Annotated in this window: 11 protein-coding genes; 9 read left to right on the forward strand and 2 right to left on the reverse strand. The window is 41.4% G+C overall.

Going from position 1 to position 17086, the window contains the following annotated elements; translation table 11 throughout:
* Nucleotides 1–114 precede the first annotated feature (114 nt).
* The 9 genes from AQPE_RS19400 (at nt 115) to AQPE_RS19440 (ending at nt 14558) form a co-directional block, all read left to right on the forward strand.
* On the forward strand, nt 115–3186 hold the full coding sequence (locus AQPE_RS19400; RefSeq protein ID WP_318348152.1) for a SusC/RagA family TonB-linked outer membrane protein: 3072 nt from the start codon (nt 115–117) through the stop codon (nt 3184–3186).
* 19 nt (nt 3187–3205) lie between these two features.
* Nucleotides 3206–5221 (forward strand): RagB/SusD family nutrient uptake outer membrane protein, encoded by a 2016-nt coding sequence (locus AQPE_RS19405; RefSeq protein WP_318348153.1) that lies wholly within the window; start codon nt 3206–3208, stop codon nt 5219–5221.
* A gap of 245 nt (nt 5222–5466) precedes the next feature.
* On the forward strand, nt 5467–6225 hold the full coding sequence (locus tag AQPE_RS19410; RefSeq protein ID WP_318348154.1) for a cupin domain-containing protein: 759 nt from the start codon (nt 5467–5469) through the stop codon (nt 6223–6225).
* A gap of 44 nt (nt 6226–6269) precedes the next feature.
* Nucleotides 6270–7670, forward strand: a complete 1401-nt coding sequence (locus tag AQPE_RS19415) for a glycoside hydrolase family 28 protein (RefSeq protein ID WP_318348155.1) — start codon at nt 6270–6272, stop codon at nt 7668–7670.
* Between the two features lie 254 nt (nt 7671–7924).
* Nucleotides 7925–9304 carry an alpha/beta hydrolase family protein gene (locus AQPE_RS19420; RefSeq protein WP_318348156.1) on the forward strand — a complete coding sequence of 460 codons (1380 nt, stop codon included), beginning with the start codon at nt 7925–7927 and terminating at the stop codon, nt 9302–9304.
* 4 nt (nt 9305–9308) lie between these two features.
* A complete protein-coding gene (locus AQPE_RS19425) occupies nt 9309–10286 on the forward strand; it encodes a pectinesterase family protein (RefSeq protein ID WP_318348157.1) in 978 nt (325 codons plus the stop codon).
* A gap of 11 nt (nt 10287–10297) precedes the next feature.
* The gene (locus AQPE_RS19430) at nt 10298–11920 is read left to right on the forward strand and encodes a glycoside hydrolase family 43 protein (protein WP_318348158.1); all 1623 of its coding nucleotides are present in this window, start codon (nt 10298–10300) and stop codon (nt 11918–11920) included.
* A 171-nt stretch (nt 11921–12091) separates the two neighbouring features.
* On the forward strand, nt 12092–13786 hold the full coding sequence (locus tag AQPE_RS19435) for a glycoside hydrolase family 28 protein (RefSeq protein ID WP_318348159.1): 1695 nt from the start codon (nt 12092–12094) through the stop codon (nt 13784–13786).
* A 7-nt stretch (nt 13787–13793) separates the two neighbouring features.
* Nucleotides 13794–14558, forward strand: coding sequence for a rhamnogalacturonan acetylesterase (locus tag AQPE_RS19440; RefSeq protein ID WP_318348160.1), 765 nt, complete (start codon nt 13794–13796; stop codon nt 14556–14558).
* Nucleotides 14559–14587: 29 nt separating this feature from the next.
* Here the strand turns inward: AQPE_RS19440 and AQPE_RS19445 are convergent, their stop codons facing one another.
* Together AQPE_RS19445 and AQPE_RS19450 are read right to left on the reverse strand one after the other, a co-directional pair.
* Nucleotides 14588–15109 (reverse strand): hypothetical protein, encoded by a 522-nt coding sequence (locus tag AQPE_RS19445; RefSeq protein WP_318348161.1) that lies wholly within the window; start codon nt 15107–15109, stop codon nt 14588–14590.
* Between the two features lie 43 nt (nt 15110–15152).
* Nucleotides 15153–17057 (reverse strand): AMP-dependent synthetase/ligase, encoded by a 1905-nt coding sequence (locus AQPE_RS19450; protein WP_318348162.1) that lies wholly within the window; start codon nt 17055–17057, stop codon nt 15153–15155.
* Nucleotides 17058–17086: the final 29 nt, after the last annotated feature.

A 17086-nucleotide genomic window follows, 5' to 3' on the forward strand; every position in this document is an offset into this window, starting at 1 on the left:
ATTCGCCGGGATTTTATATCAGGAACAAAAACCGATACGACAATTGAAGAACCCTAAATGGGGTATGAATTAAATGAAATAAGTAAAAGCAATACACAAACTTAACAATTATCTATGATGAAAATGAAGCAAAGTTTTCTTGGTAAAGTTTGCCTGTTAGCACTGTTCGTAATTTTCACAAGCGCACAATTGTACGCTCAGAAAGTTAGCGGTGTGGTGGTTGATGAAACAAACACTCCATTACCAGGCGTAAATGTTGTAGTTAAAGGAACTACAAATGGTGTGATAACCGATTTTGATGGGAAATTTTCCATTAATCCAGCTAACATCCAAAAGGACGTTCTCTCTTTCTCCTTTATTGGTATGGAAACCAAAGAAATAAGTATCAATGGACAGAAAGAGATTAATGTGCAAATGAAAAGCAACACTCTTGAATTGGATGAGGTTGTTGCAGTTGGTTACGGTACAGTTAAAAAGCGCGATCTGACAGGCTCGGTTTCTTCAGTAAAATCGGAAGAGATTACAAAAACAAGCAGTAGTAACGCGATGCAGGCCATGCAGGCCCGGGTTCCCGGACTTGACATTCAGCAGTCAAGCGGACAGGCAGGAGCAGGCATAAATATAAATCTGCGCGGTAATCGTTCTATCTCGGCTTCGAATAGCCCCTTAATCTTAGTTGATGGAATCGAATATGGTTCTACACTTGATGTAAATCCATCCGATATTGAATCAATGGAAGTTTTAAAAGATGCTTCGTCAACTGCTATTTATGGTACCCGTGGAGCGAATGGTGTTATTATCATTACAACCAAACGCGGAAAGTCGGGCTCAACTAAAGTTAATTTTAATGCTTATGTATCTTCAAACTCACCTACCAATGTTCCTCAGGTGATGTATGGTGATAAAGAAGTACAACGTTTAATTGACAAAGCTAACTATCAGGCTGATTCTAAATCGGGAAATTGGGGAACCAGCAATTTGACTCCAGAGCAGGTTTTGACCGAAAGTTTGGAAGATTTTACTGAAATCGGGATTTATCAGGATAAATCGTACACCAACTGGGCTGATATGATCCTTCAGAATGGATTGACTAAAAATTATGAACTTTCAGTTTCCGGAGGAAATGAGAAAACAACCTTCAATCTTTCGTTAGGAACTATGTTTGATGAAGGACTGATGAAAGATGATAAACAGAGCCGATACAATGTAAGAACCAATTTGGATCATAAAATCAGCAATGTTTTCAAGGCTGGAACCAGTTTAATGTTCACATACAAGGATAACGATTCTCGTAATTCAAGTGTATTTAGCCAGGCTCTTAAAATGACTTCCATTACACATCCTTACACTGCTGAAGGTGTATTGATTGCAACGCCTAACCCACGTTATGCCGCACACTGCAACCCATTACTCGATGAAATTGATGGCGCCTACAAAAACAATGTTGAATCCACCCGTTTCTTTGGTAATACATACCTTGAAGTTTCTCCTATGAAAAACATGAACTTCAAAACAATATTTGCACTCGACCGCTCAAATACTCGTTCAGGCATCTATCAGGATTACCAGAGTGTTAGTCGTTACCAATCACCCGGAACCAGTTCTATTTCTTCGGAATATGAAAATAAAACGGGTTTAACATGGGAAAACACATTGAATTACAATACGAACTTTGGTGGAACAAAACATGAAATTACAGCTTTGTTGGGACATAGTATGAAACAGAGTGTTTACGAAGAATCGATAACCTCTGGTGACGCCGGACGTGAGCATTATTACACCAGTTTATTTTACGATTTGTCGAAAATTGCATCTGCTACAACGACCAGTCAGTTTATTAAATCGTCGATGATGTCGTATTTTGGTCGTTTGAACTATAAGTACAACGAGAAATACTTACTTACGGCATCAGTACGTGCCGATGGATCTTCAACACTTGCCAAAGGTCACCAATGGGGCTATTTCCCTTCAGTAGCAGCAGCTTGGAGAGTTAACGAAGAATCATTTCTGAAAGATACGGAATGGCTCAGTAACCTGAAGCTTCGCACATCGTGGGGTATTTCGGGTAACGCAGCCGTTGGCGCTTATAGTACTTTAACATCGCTAAGTACAACTCCTGTTTACTATTACTTGGGAGCAACCAGTATTGCCGGTAATATTCCAAGTACATTAGGAAATAAAGACCTGACCTGGGAAAAGACTGCATCTTATAACTTTGGTCTTGACTTTGGAATTATTGATAACCGCGTTTCAGGTACAATTGACTATTTTATTAGTAATACTTCGGATTTGCTTTATCGTAAAAGTGCTCCGCCATCATCAGTATATCCAAGTGTTTTGGCAAACATTGGCGAAACTAAGGGTCATGGTCTTGAAGTTTCGTTGAATACTTTGGTTGCAAAAACAAAAGATTTTTCATGGGATATAAACTGGACTTATACCACCTACAAAGATGAAATTACCAAATTATCGGAAGGTGTAACAACTAATATTAGTGGGACAACAGGTCAGATTGTTGGTCAGGCCGTTTCGATTTATTACGATTTTGAAGCGAATGGCAACTGGAATGTTGGTGAATATGCAACCTATAAAGCCGATTGGGAAGCCCGTCATCCAGGTGAGACGATTGGCTATGTAGCGGCTTACGGAGCTCCGGGAACAATGAAGATTGTTGACCGTAACGACGACGGTATGTTAAATGATGATGACAAGATTGTTTATAACCGCTCGCCTAAGCACATCTTTGGTATGAATAATTCGGTGGCCTACAAAAATTTCTCATTGTCGGTACTTGTTTATGCCCGTATTGGCGGTTACATCTCGTACGACATGAATTCACAATTGAACTATGAATCGGCAAACTGGGGAAATCTTGATTATTGGACACCTACTAATGTTAATGCGAAATTTCCAAGCCCGGGAGCTCCAAGTACAACATTTGGAAGCTACGGATCTGCTTTGAAATATGAAAAGGCCGATTACCTGAAAATTAAAGATATAACTCTTGGTTATAACTTGCCCAAAAGTGCGATCAGCCATATTGGACTTAGCAACGTAAAAGTTTATGGATCGATGAAAAACTATTTTACATTCAGTAAAATTGATAATTACGACCCTGAGCGTGGTGGCGCTATTTCCTTCCCATTGTCAAAACAGTTAGTTGTAGGTGTTAATGTTGAATTCTAATTACTAATAAGAAATAACGATGAAAAAGAAAATATATATCCTAATAGCTGCCATGGCGCTTATGCTTGGTACGCCTTCCTGCTCTGATTATCTGGATGAAGATAATAAGGTAGGTGCAACGGCCGATCTTACTTATTCTACAGCAACGGGTATTCAGGGGCTGGTCTCTTCTTGCTACAGTTTTTCGAGAGGCTGGTATGGTAAAGAAGCTGGTCTTGGTTTGTCGGAAATGGGTACAGACTTATTCAATTATGGTTACGACAACAAACAGAAATCACTAACCTCCTATAACCTTACTTCTGTAAGCTTAGATGACAATTCAAGTGATAATGCTTGTCTGGATCAATATTGGGAGTTATTCTATTGTGCTGTCGATGTTTGCAATACAGCCCTCAAATATATTCCGCTAAATACAGTAATTAATGAAACGGTACGTAGTCAGTACATGGGCGAGGCATATTTTATGCGTGCCTTTTATTACCTCCACATGGTTAATATCTGGGGTGCAATTCCATACAACACAGAGCCGCCAAGCTCAGTTGTGACTGATGCAACACGTGTACCGGAAGAAGTTGTTTACAGCAATATTCTTGCTGATCTCGATAAATCGATTGCTGCTTTTAACACAGCCAATTACAAGACGAAAGCCGATGGGCGTGCCAATTATTGGGCAGCCCGCGCATTAAAAGCACGTACATTACTTTATGCTGCATCGTGGTTAGGAAAAAGTAGCATTACAATAAATGCGGACTATAACGGTAAGGATTTGTACGCTCTTGCAAAAGCTGAATCTGAAGCAGTTATTGGCAGTGGAATCGCTTCTTTCTACGATAATTATGCCGATACATGGTCGATGAAGAATGAAGATGCTTCAAAAAACAAAGAATCGATTTTTGGAGTGACTTATTCTCCTGACGTTACAACAAACGTTAACTGTATTCCTTATCGCTACCGGACAAATGCAAGTGGTTCAGCATTGTCGTACAATGGTTTAATTACCCGCACAGGGTATTCCCGCGGTGGTAGCGCTATGCTGCTAATGTTTGTTGGTATGTGGAACAACGGAGCTTCTGACCTTGGGAATAATGGAAATGAGACTTTTGTTCGCGTTTTGGGTGAATCAACTTCATATGTTACTAACATCATCACAAAATCAAAAGTTTATGTAGCTCCAACTTATTCACCTTATGGTCGCGGATTTACCCGTTATTTACCTTCCGTTTATTTGTGGAAACTGCTCGACAAATACCGCGCTACCGACCAACGAACTAATGCTACGCTGCTCGAAGCTTATACAATTGCTCCTGGATTGGAAAAAAGTTCTAAAAACTATCCTTCCATTCAGGATACTGCAATCTATTATTGCCCATTAGATGGTAATTCAGCTGAAGGTAAAGCGAAACAGGCTTGGGCTAAAGGTCGTTATCGCATCCAGTTTATGGCAAATGGCGACATTCCAGTCTTTACATCTACCGACCCTGCAACAGCAAAACCCACAGAGGCTGCTAAAGCAAAATCAGATGTTTATGGTGACGCACGCTACAACTCATACAAAATTGGAGGATGGTGTTCTTATCCTGGAATCAAAAAATTCCTTGATGACGTTTATGATCCGCTTTACCCAACCAATGATATTTCGAGCCGCGACGCTATTGTATTGCGTTTAGCCGAAATGTACCTGATAAAAGCTGAAGCCGAATTAGGTACCGGAAGTGCGAGCGCAGCTCTTGCAACACTGAATGAATTGCGTGCAAAACGTGCTATTGCCGGAAAAGATAATTCATTATCAGGAACTGTTGACATCAATACAATTCTTGATGAACGCGCAATCGAATTATGTGGCGAACAACAACGTTGGTTCGACCTTAAACGCACAAAAACTCTTGTTAGTCGTGTGAAAGCATATAATGCTCAGGGAGCCGCAAGTATTAAGGACATTCACTATTACCGTCCAATTCCTCAGGCTCAGTTAGATGCTGTTACGAATAAAAGTACGACTGCTGGTACCGGTTTCTGGCAGAACGATGGGTATTAAACGTATAAATGCTACTTGCTTTTAAAAGTAAGTTAGCTTTTATAGTTCCTTGAAAATACGAAATTATACCCTGTAATAATTAAGGGCACTGGAAGCTTTTGTGGAATAAACGGAAGCGTCCCAGTGCCTTTATTTGGTTTTTAGCCTTTGATAAAATTTTGTGACATTATATGTTTGATTAATTTAGAGGCATGAAGATAAAGTATTGTGTTTATTTCAGTTATTTGGACTACAGAAAACTATTGATGAGTTTTCTCTTTGTTTCTCTTTGCAGTTTTTCTTTTGCTCAATTGCTACCTGTTCTGCCGGGAGTTTACCGATGGGCAGATCGCTCTGTAAAGGTCAATGGAGACAGAGAGTCTGGGGTTTTCCTTGAAGGAACAGCTCCCAATTTAGACTATTTGAGAATTCATGCAACGACACAGTATAAGGGCGCAAAACCAAGTCCTGCCCACATCAATAAAGAGCGGGAAGAATTGGTTATTGTAAAAGAGGGCACTATGAAAGCCACTATTGATGGTAAGACTAAAGTTCTTGGTGCGGGTAGTGTTCTTTTAATCATGCCACAACAAATGCAGTCTTTCGAAAATATTGGTGATGGCCCGCTTACTTATTATGTGATGCAGTATAAATCTACAAAACCCGCAAATCTTGAACGTGGTAGGACTGGAGGAGGATCGATGATGCTAAATGCTGACTCATTGGTATTCAAATCGACTGAAAAAGGAGGAAGCCGTGCTTATTTCGACAGAGCCACCGCTATGTGCGAACGGTTTGAAATGCATGTTACTCAGTTAAATAAAAAGGGCCCAAGTCATACATCGCATTCCCATTCAGAAACCGAAATAATTTTGGTTATATCAGGTGAAACCGAAATGACTATTGACGGCAAGGAATACAAAGCTGACGCTGGTGATTTTTATTTTATAAATTCTGAATTGTTGCATGGAATGCGCAATGCTGGTAATGCACCATGTTCATATTTTGCTTTCAAGTGGAATTGATATTATGCCTGATAATCAGTAATAAAATTGAATTAATTAGTTGAATGATGAAAAAATTTATTCCGGTTGTTTTCCTGACATTTTTTGTGATTTCGATTTTTGCCCAGAACGCTGAACCCGCATGGCGTGAAATATACCCCCAAATTCTAAAAAATATCAGCGCTCCTGTTTTTAAAAATCAGGATTACAATATTTGCGATTTTGGAGCTGTGGCAAATGATTCGACTATCCTCAATAACGAATCAATCGATCGCGCCATTGCAACCTGTAGTCTAAATGGAGGTGGCAGAGTTATCGTTCCGGAAGGCATTTGGCATACCGCGCCCATCAGGCTTAAAAGCGATGTAAACTTATACCTGAGCGAAGGAGCTGTCCTTTTATTTACTACCGATGCCGACTATTTCCCGACCGTTTTAACTCGTTGGGAAGGGCTCGATTGTTACAACCTACAACCCCTGATTTATGCCTATGGCGAGAAAAATATAGCCATCACCGGAAAAGGAACAATTGATGGCGCTGCAAAAAACGAGAATTGGTGGAAGAAATGTGGCGCACCATCTTTTGGTTGGAAAGCAGGCGATATTTCGCAACGGGTTGGTCGCCCCAAATTACAGCAATGGGCTGTCGATAAAGTTCCGTTTGCCCAAAGAATACTAAAGAAGGAAGACGGAATGAGGCCACAATTGATTAATTTATACCTGTGTGAAAATGTATTGATTGAAGGTGTTAAATTGCTGCGTTCACCTTTTTGGGTCATACATCCGCTTTTGTGCGATAATGTGACTGTGCGCGGCGTACACATCGAAAATGATGGTCCGAACGGTGATGGCTGTGATCCGGAATCGTGTACCAACGTATTGATTGAGAATTGTTTCTTCCATACAGGCGACGATTGTATAGCTATCAAGTCAGGACGAAATAACGATGGCCGTTTGTGGTCGAAACCAAGTCAAAATATTATTGTCCGGAATTGTGAAATGAAAAATGGACATGGCGGAGTTGTGGTAGGTAGCGAAATCACAGGTGGTTACAAAAATCTTTTTGTCGAAAATTGCAAAATGGATAGTCCTTTATTAGACCGTGTAATTCGCATTAAAACAAACACCTGTCGCGGTGGTATAATCGAGAATATTTATGTGCGTAAAGTTGAGGTAGGTCAGTGCAAAGAAGCCGTTCTTCATATCAATCTACTTTACGAACCCAATGAAATCGGCGAAAGGGGATTTCTTCCAACCGTACGAAATATTTATATGGAAGATGTTAACTGCCAAAAAAGCCGGAATGGAGTTTTTATCGATGCGTTGAAAGAACAAACCAATGTGTATAATATCAATGTCAGTAACTGCACTTTTAATGGTGTAACTAGTGGAAATTCAATAACTGGTCAGACCAAAGATATTCACTTCAATAACCTGATAATAAATGGGAAGAAGTACAATCAATAAATTATAAACCAGCCCAAGTAACTATACATATACATTCAATGAACAATTTGTGCTTGTTGCTAATTTGTCTACTTATAAACTGGAATTGTTTTTCAAATTCCGTTCAAAAAATGGTAGGTAAGGCAGTTAATGTTTCCGGAGATTCAGCATTGATTCATAAAATGTTGAAAACCCACAGAATGATTTGAGGATTGGGTTTTAATCCTGAAGAATGAATGATTGCAGGAAATTCTAAACATATAAACTTTTATCCGATGAGACCCATTTTTGTAATTTTTATTCTGCTGATTACAACTGGTTTATTTGCCCAAACCGTTGAAGAAAATTACCGGAAACCATTGAAAGAGGTTTTGATTCAGGTTGAAAACCGGTTTCATGTCAAACTCAATTTTGACGAAAAGTTAGTTGCCAACCGTTCGGTAAATTATGCGCAATGGCGCTTTAAAGACGATATAGAACCAACTTTGCAGGCTGTTTTGGGGCCGTTAGATTTGGTTTGGTCAAAAAGTGGAGATGACACTTATAAAATTGAGGATTTTCAGTATCACCGCCGGTCGGTTGAAGAAGGGCAAAAACACCTGAACCGTTTGCTTTCTTTGTATCCCACACTTCCGGATTGGTGGAAGCGCAAAGCTGTATTGCAGCAATGTATACTTTCAACACTGGGATTGTCTCCGCTTCCGGCAAAAGTTAATTCGGATCCGATTTATGCACATAAACGCCAGCTCAATGGATATACTGCCGAAAACGTTGCCATCGAAAGCCTTCCCGGAGTATTTGTGAGCGGAACCTTATATAGGCCTATCAAGGGTAAAGGCCCTTTTCCTGCTGTGATGGTTGCACAAGGACATGGCGAAATTCAGCATTACGGCGAAAGCTCGCAATTATTGAGCGCTACTTTGGCACGTATGGGTGCAGTAGTTTTTAGCTACGACATGTTTGCCAAAGGCGAAGAAAGCCTCCAGTTCGCATTCGACGATCACCGAACCATTCTGGCGCCAACCATGCAGACCTTAAACAGCATCCGGATACTCGATTTCCTGAGTTCGTTGCCTTACGTCGACACCAAGCGAATTGGTATGACTGGAGCTTCCGGCGGCGGAACACAAACATTTCTAATGACTGCACTCGATCCGAGAATTGCTGTGAGCGCTCCGGTCGTGATGGTTTTGTCGTGGTTTTTTGGTGGCTGTCCTTGCGAGAGCGGAATGCCGATTCATTCGTGTGGTGAGTGGGGTACCAATAATGTGGAAATTGCCGCTATGGCCGCACCACGTCCTATGTTGGTTGTTTCTGATGGAGGTGACTGGACGGCCAATGTTCCTGAAATTGAATTTCCGTACCTGAAAAAAGTATATTCCTTATTTGGAAAACCCGAATTGGTTGAAAACGTCCATCTGGTAAAAGAAGGGCATGATTACGGTCCATCCAAACGTCAGGCTGTTTATGAGTTTTTAGCCAGACAATTTGCTCTGAATTTCGACGCCGTAAAAATGTCATCTGGCTTGGTCGATGAATCAAAATCGACTGTTGAACCCAAAACGGAGATGCTGGTATTTGGAGAAAATGGAGAACGTTTACCCACAAATGCCATTCATGGGATTGAGGCTTTAAAAACACTATTCAAAAAATAAACAAATGAAGATTTTTAAATTAACTATTGTTTGCTTGCTGATTTCGATGTGGACTTTCTCGGCCGAAAAGTATGATTATGTGGTTGCTCTTGATGGTAGCGGAGATTACACGTCCATACAGAAAGCTCTCGATGCCTGCAAAATTTTTCCCGACCAACGGATAACTATTCATGTAAAAAATGGAATTTATACTGAGAAAGTAGCTGTTCTGTCGGGCAATACGCAAATTTCAATCATTGGCGAAAGTGTTGATAAGACCATCATTTCTTTTGGCGATTACTTCGATAAAATAGACCGAGGACGGAACAGTACTTTCTACACGTCTACGTTAAAGGTTGATGCCAGCGACTTTGTGCTGGAAAATATTACAGTTGAAAATTCGGCTGGTCCGGTTGGCCAGGCGCTAACCCTGCACGTTGAGGGCGACCGCTGTGTATTTCGCAATTGCAGGTTTTTAGGCAATCAGGATACTGTTTATGCTGCCGGAAAGTATAGCCGTCAGTATTTTTACAATTGTTACATCGAAGGGACTACCGATTTTATTTTCGGTGAGGCTACCGCTGTTTTTGAACAATGTTCGCTTCATTGCAAAGCCAATTCGTTCCTGACAGCAGCCAGCACTACCGAAGGAAAACCTTTCGGCTTCGTGTTTCTGAATTGCAAAATCACGGCTGCTTCAGGAGTCGACAATGTATTTCTGGGTCGTCCGTGGCGAAGTTTTGCCAAAGTTGCATTCCTGAATTGTGAAATGGGCTCGTTTATCATTCCTGAAGGCTGGGACAATTGGTCGAAAACAGAAAATGAAAAAACAGCACAATTCGCTGAATATAACAATTCAGGAGCAGGCGCTAACACCGAAAAACGTGTTGGATGGTCGATAAAATTAAACAAGGAGGAAGCCTTGAAGTTTAACAAAGAAAATATTTTTACGCCACTTGGCTGGGAAATTTCATCTGGTAAAAAGTGGTACAATATTGATTAGTAAAGAATTATATGAAGCATTACGTTTATCTTGCTGCATTCCTTTTTACGTTTGCCAATCTGTCTTTCGCACAAAAAACGAGCGAAATTTCCAAATCCTGGGTTTCAGATAATGGCAATGGAACCTATACCAATCCGGTTTTGTATGCCGATTATTCCGATCCGGATGCCATTCGGGTGGGCGATGATTATTATTTGGTGGCCTCCTCGTTTAATTGCGTTCCGGGATTGCCAATCCTTCATTCCAGAGATTTGGTCAATTGGGAACTAATAGGCCATGCACTTGAAAAACAACCGCCTTTTGATGTGTTCGATAAAGTTCAGCATGGCGGAGGCGTTTGGGCGCCGTGCATCAGATACCACAACAATCAGTTTTACATTTATTATCCTGATCCTGATTTTGGTGTATATATGGTGAAAGCTACAAATCCCAAGGGGCCATGGTCAGAGCCTTTGCTTGTCCAGGCAGGGAAAGGGCTGATTGATCCTTCGCCACTTTGGGATACTGATGGAAAAGCTTATCTGGTTTATGCTTTCGCCGGAAGTCGTGCGGGTGTGAAAAGCGTGATTCTGATTAACCGAATGAATGCTGAAGGAAGTAAGCTGATTGGCAACAGCGTGATGCTCATCGACGGACATCAGAAACACCCGACGATTGAGGGGCCTAAAATTTACAAACGAAACGGTTGGTATTACATTTTTGCACCGGCTGGAGGTGTTCCAACTGGCTGGCAAATGGTTATGCGCTCGAAAAATATTTTTGGCCCATACGAAGATAAAATCGTTATGGCTCAGGGCAAAACAGACATCAACGGGCCGCATCAGGGCGCTTGGGTTGATACCAATGCCGGCGAAAACTGGTTCCTGAATTTTCAGGATTTGGGTGCGTACGGAAGAGTACTTCACCTCAATCCGATGAAATGGGAGAACGACTGGCCGGTAATTGGCGTTGATGCCGACGGCGATGGCTGCGGCGAGCCAGTTCGTACTTACAAAAGGCCAAATGTTGGCAAAACCTATCCGAAGATAACACCACCGGAAAGCGATGAGTTTAATGGCAGTGAATTGGGTTTACAGTGGCAGTGGCATGCCAATTATCAGACTACTTGGGGATTCCCATCTGGTAATCTTGGCTTTTTTAGGCTGAATTGTATTCCTTGTCCAGCCGAAGCAACAAACCTTTGGGGCATTTCGAATATGCTTTTGCAGAAATTTCCCGCAGAGGAATTTACAGCCACAACAAAATTGACATTCGATGCCCGTTTCGATAAAGAGGAAGTTGGCCTGATTGTCATGGGATTGGACTACGGGCGATTAACTGTAAAACGAGAAGATGGAAAACTAAATCTCTATGTCGCTCATTGTAAGAATGCTGATAAGGGAACAACAGAAGATCTTGTTTCTGGTCCTGAACTGAATTCATATCTGGTTTATTTTCGGGTAACAGTGAAAAAAGGTGCTGAATGCAGTTTCAGTTACAGTACCGATGGCGTTTCATTTACTTCGTTGGGAAACTCATTCAAAGCTCGAGAAGGCAAATGGATTGGCGCTAAAGTTGGGCTTTATGCCTTGCGCGAAGGCATCATTAACGATGCCGGATCTGTTGATATCGACTGGTTCAGGGTGGAGAAATAAGAAAGACCGAAGTCGGAAAACGGAAGACCATAGACGGAAGTCCGCTCCCTGAGTAGCGAAGCGTATCGAAGGGAGCATTGAGAAATTTTAATAATGTGTTATAGTGAAAAAGTTACCGGTTATGGGATGCAATTCGCATCCCGCAACTCGTAACAATTTAAGAATTAAGATATGAATGTATTAAAGACAACAATCACGACGGTTACTGCTATTTTTTATGCAGCTTGTGCCTTTTCACAGCCAGTAGAGATAACTGATCAACAGCCTGATTTGTATGCAGGTATTGAGTTTGAGATGCCTCGTGTTCAGGAACCGGTTATTCCGGCAAATTCAGTTTTAATTACCGATTTTGGGGCAAAAAGTGGTGGCCAGGAACTGTGCACTCAGGCTATTTGTGATGCTATTAGTGCCGTTTCAATAAAAGGTGGTGGTAAAGTGATTATTCCGCGTGGAATGTGGTTGACAGGTCCTATTACCCTGAAAAGTAACATCGAATTGTATACAGAATCAGGTGCTTTGGTTGTTTTCAGTACCGATAAAAGTTTATATCCTTTGGTTGATACCAATTTTGAAGGCTTTAATACTTTTCGTTGCATGTCGCCCATCAATGGACGTAATTTGGAGAATATCGCTTTAACTGGTAACGGAATTTTCGATGGTTCAGGAGAAGCCTGGCGTTCAGTTAAAAAAGAAAAGCTAACTGAAAGTCAGTGGAAGAAGTTGATTTCCTCGGGAGGTTTGGTCAGTGAAAACGGAAAGACCTGGTATCCGTCGCAGCAGTTTCGCGATGGCGAAAAGCAAGCCGAGATGAATGTTCCCCGGAACCTGAAGACCAAAGCTGAATTTGAAAATATTCGTGATTTTCTTCGTCCGGTTATGGTTAGCCTGATTTCATGCAAGAAAGTGCTGATTGATGGACCGACTTTCCAAAATTCGCCGGCATGGTGTATTCATCCGCTGATGTGCGAAGATTTTACACTTCGCAATACGACAGTTCGTAATCCCTGGTTTTCGCAAAATGGCGATGGAATTGATATTGAATCGTGCAAAAACAGCATTATTCACGATTGTACTTTTGATGTTGGCGACGATGGTATTTGCATCAAATCGGGCAAGGATAAAGAAGGTCGTGACCGTAAAATACCAAACGAAAACCTGATCGTAAAAAACTGTATCGTTTTTCATGGACATGGTGGTGTTACTGTTGGTAGCGAAATGTCAAGCGGTGTAAAAAATCTGCATGTTTCAAACTGTACGTTTATTGGAACCGATGTTGGTTTACGTTTTAAAAGCAATCGGGGCAGGGGAGGAGTGGTCGAGAATATTTACATATCGAATGTTGAAATGATGAATATTCCCACGCAGGCCATTTCGTTCAACCTTTTCTATAGCGGACGTTCTGCCTCTGAAGATTTGGAGGCCGGGGAAGCTGGCTCAGTCGTGAAATTGTTGCCGGTAACCGAAGAAACACCTCAGTTCAAAAATATTTTTATCCGGAATGTAAATTGTAAAGGCGCCATGCTCGGCATTCAGTTGCAGGGGTTGCCCGAAATGAATTTAGAAAATGTAGAACTTGAAAATATCAGGATGGAAGCCGAGTCCGGAATGGTCTGCGCTGATGCCAAAGCTGTAACAGTTAAAAACCTGACGCTCATTACAAAAAAAGCGCCTGTTGCAGAGTTCAAAAATTGCAAAGACGTGAGTGTTGATGGTCTCCATACGCAATCAAATGTATTTCCTTTGATTCAGGTGACTGGTTCAACATCAGGAAATATGGTTCTGAAAAATTCAGGTTTGACTAATCCGATTCAACAAATTGTGATTGGTGAAGACGTACCGAAAAATGCAGTTCAACTTGTAAAATAAGCTCTTGATGAAAAGGATAATAAAAAACACCTCAGTTTTAGTTTTGTTTCTGTTCGCTATTACTATAGAAACAGCTCTGGCTCAAATCAGTTCAGGGAATCAGATTACAGTTTGGACTATCGGTGATTCAACGATGGCCAATAAAAAGGCGGAAGTTGCTCCTGAAACCGGCTGGTGCCAGGTTTTTTCAGCATTTGTCGATCAAAGTGTGGACGTTAAAAACAGGGCGATAAATGGTCGGAGTACAAAAAGTTTTATAACTGAAGGCCGCTGGAAATCGGTGCTCGATTCGCTTCAATCAGGCGATTATGTGTTTATCCAGTTTGGGCACAACGACGAGAAGATTAAGGATTCGACCCGATACACTGAGCCATTTACCAGTTACCGCAAGAATCTGGAGCGTTTTGTAAGCGAAACACGCGAAAAAGGAGCGACTCCGATTCTGTTTACTCCCATTGTCCGCCGCAAATTTGAAAATGGCTTTTTGACCGATACGCACGGCAATTATCCTGTGGCTGTTCGGCAAGTTGCTACTGAAATGAATGTTCCGATGATCGATTTGCAATTACTCACTGCAGGGGCTGTAACTGTACTTGGCGACGAAGCTTCAAAACAAATTTACCTCTGGACTCCGCCAACCGATAGATTTCCTGAAGGCAGAAAAGACGACACCCACCTGAAAGTTGAAGGTGCAACTTTGGTGGCTAAACTCGCCGCACAACAATTGATTTTACTGGATAATTCGCTGGCAAAACGAATAATCAACCAATGATTATCCTGCTTAATCAAGCAGATCTGACTTCATCTTTTCGTATAAAACGAATACCTTAAGTTGAGAATAAGTGGAAATTCGTCGAACTGATAAGTTCCCGGACTGACAGTTGCTGAATCATATACTTTATAATCTTTTGTACCAAACTGGTATCCAAGTTCAACGGCAAACCCTTTGCGTTTTATACGTTTACTGTACCATTCTTTGCCAATCAATATTCCAGGAATGGGCAGGCTGGTTCTATGATATGAATCATTCACATTAACCCATTTCCATTTTCCAACCACGCCAATGTAGGTGCGTTGGGTTCGCTCATAGATGAGCGCATGCAAAAATTTAAACCCTGCTTCTGCATCATTGGGGTTGAAATCGTTCAACTCTGAGGATATTCCACCAAACACCTCAAACCCGGTGGTTTTTGAAATCCATGAACGATAATTCGGTTTAATACTTAATATTGAAAGCTCTCCTCCAAAGCCTCCAATTTTCTGAGCGAATGAACTTGCTCCGAAGGATAACATCATTGCCAGAAGAAGTATATTGCGTTTCATTGTACTGAAATTTTATTGTCCAAATGCTTTATTCGCTAAAGAGTTAAAGCCACTTTTTCAAAGCATCCATATTGCGTTGATTGATAATGCTTTTTGCCTCAGGCGTGTACAGGAATTCAAGCTCTTTAGCAAAGTACTCCGTAATTTTTCCACGAACCATTTTCATTGTCGAGTTCAGCAAATGGTTTTGTTCGGTAAATGCTTCGGGTAAAACCGCAATGGTAGCCGGAAGCCATCGCTCCGGAAATGAGTTTTCGAACTTACCACCTGCTTTATATGCATCAACTTCCTGCTGAATGATTTTCAAGGCTTCAACCAATCCTTCAACAGTTTCCGATTTGAGGCCACGCTTTTCAACTTCACGGTTTAGGACAGGTATGTTTGGGACTATCATTCCTGAAGTATAGGCATTCTGGTTATTGTAGAGCATGCATTGATCGATAAATGGCGATTGGTCAACCAATGATTCTTCGATGCCTTCCGGACTGTATTTTTCTCCGTCGCTGCCAATCAGCAGGCTTTTAAACCGGCCAAGAACATAGAGAAAGCCGTCTTTATCCATGTAGCCCATATCTCCTGTATAGAGCCACCCGTCTTTGATGGTTTCTTCAGTTGCTTTCTGGTTGTTCCAATAACCCTTCATCACATTGTCGCCCTTTACCACAATTTCTCCTTTTTCTCCCTGCGGAAGCTGGTTACCATCCAGATCGCATATTTTCAGTTCCATATGTTTAACCAATCGACCTGACGACCCAAATTTAATAGCGTGCAACGCGTTTGAAGAAATAACCGGAGATGCTTCTGAAAGGCCATATCCCTGACACATGGGCATCCCGATGGCAAAGAAAAATCGCTGCAATTCGATGTCGAGCAAGGCACCACCACCGATAAACAATTGAAGCTTCCCACCAAACCCTTCGCGGATTTTCGAGAAAAGAATTTTATCGTAAAAGCTCAATAGCGGTTTGTAAATTACTCGTGCACCTTTTCCCCGATCCCAGCCGTAGCCATTGTATTTGTATGCAATTTTCAAGGCATGATTGAATAATTTTTCAGCGGTAGGGCCTTTTTGACGGATATTGGATTCGATGCTTTTCCTGAAATTCTTGGCCAGCGCCGGAACACTCATCATAATGGTTGGCTTTATTTCCTGAATGTTTTTCGGGATATTCTTCAACGTTTCCATTGGTGTTTTGCCAACTTCAAGCGCAGCAATACTTGCACCATTAATCATCAGGCAGTAAAGGCATGCTGTGTGGGCAAAAGCATGATCCCATGGTAGTAGAGCCAGGGTCTTCCAATCTTCGGTAATTTCCATCAGGGTATTCGACTGAATAACATTAGCAGCGTAATTCAGGTGTGAAAGCATAATTCCCTTTGGATCGGCTGTTGTTCCCGATGTGTATGAAATATTGGCAATATTGTCGGGCTGAATGGTTTGATAAGCAGCTTCGAAATCGTTCAGATTTGTTTTCAGGTATTCGTCACCCAAAGCGAGAACCTGAGTGTATGAAATGTCGTTGGCTCCGGGGTTTTCTTTACCATCGAGGTAAATTACTTTTTCCAACTCCGGAAGATTATTCCTGATTTCTTCCACTTTTGAAGCATGTCCGCCGGAAACAATAATCATTTTGCTTCCGGAATGTGCCAGCCTGAATTTAAGTTCATTCCCCGAATCCAATTTTACTGAAAGCGGGACATTAATACCTCCGGCATACAAAATTCCAAGTTCAGAAATAATCCAGGCATTGCGTCCTTCTGAAATCAGTCCAACACGATCGCCTTTTTGAAGACCTAGTGACAACAAACCTGCGCCAAACCGAAAAACCAAATCGCGGGTTTGCTGATAGGTCGTTCCTTCAAATTTTCCATTCTGTTTCTCCCATAGATAAACATTGTTTGGAAATTTGGCTACACTGGTTTCAAAAAGATCAATAATGGTTCTCATAGTAATATAGATTTACTGCGGTATAGAAT

This window comes from Aquipluma nitroreducens, assembly GCF_009689585.1.
Lineage (GTDB): Bacteria > Bacteroidota > Bacteroidia > Bacteroidales > Prolixibacteraceae > Aquipluma > Aquipluma nitroreducens.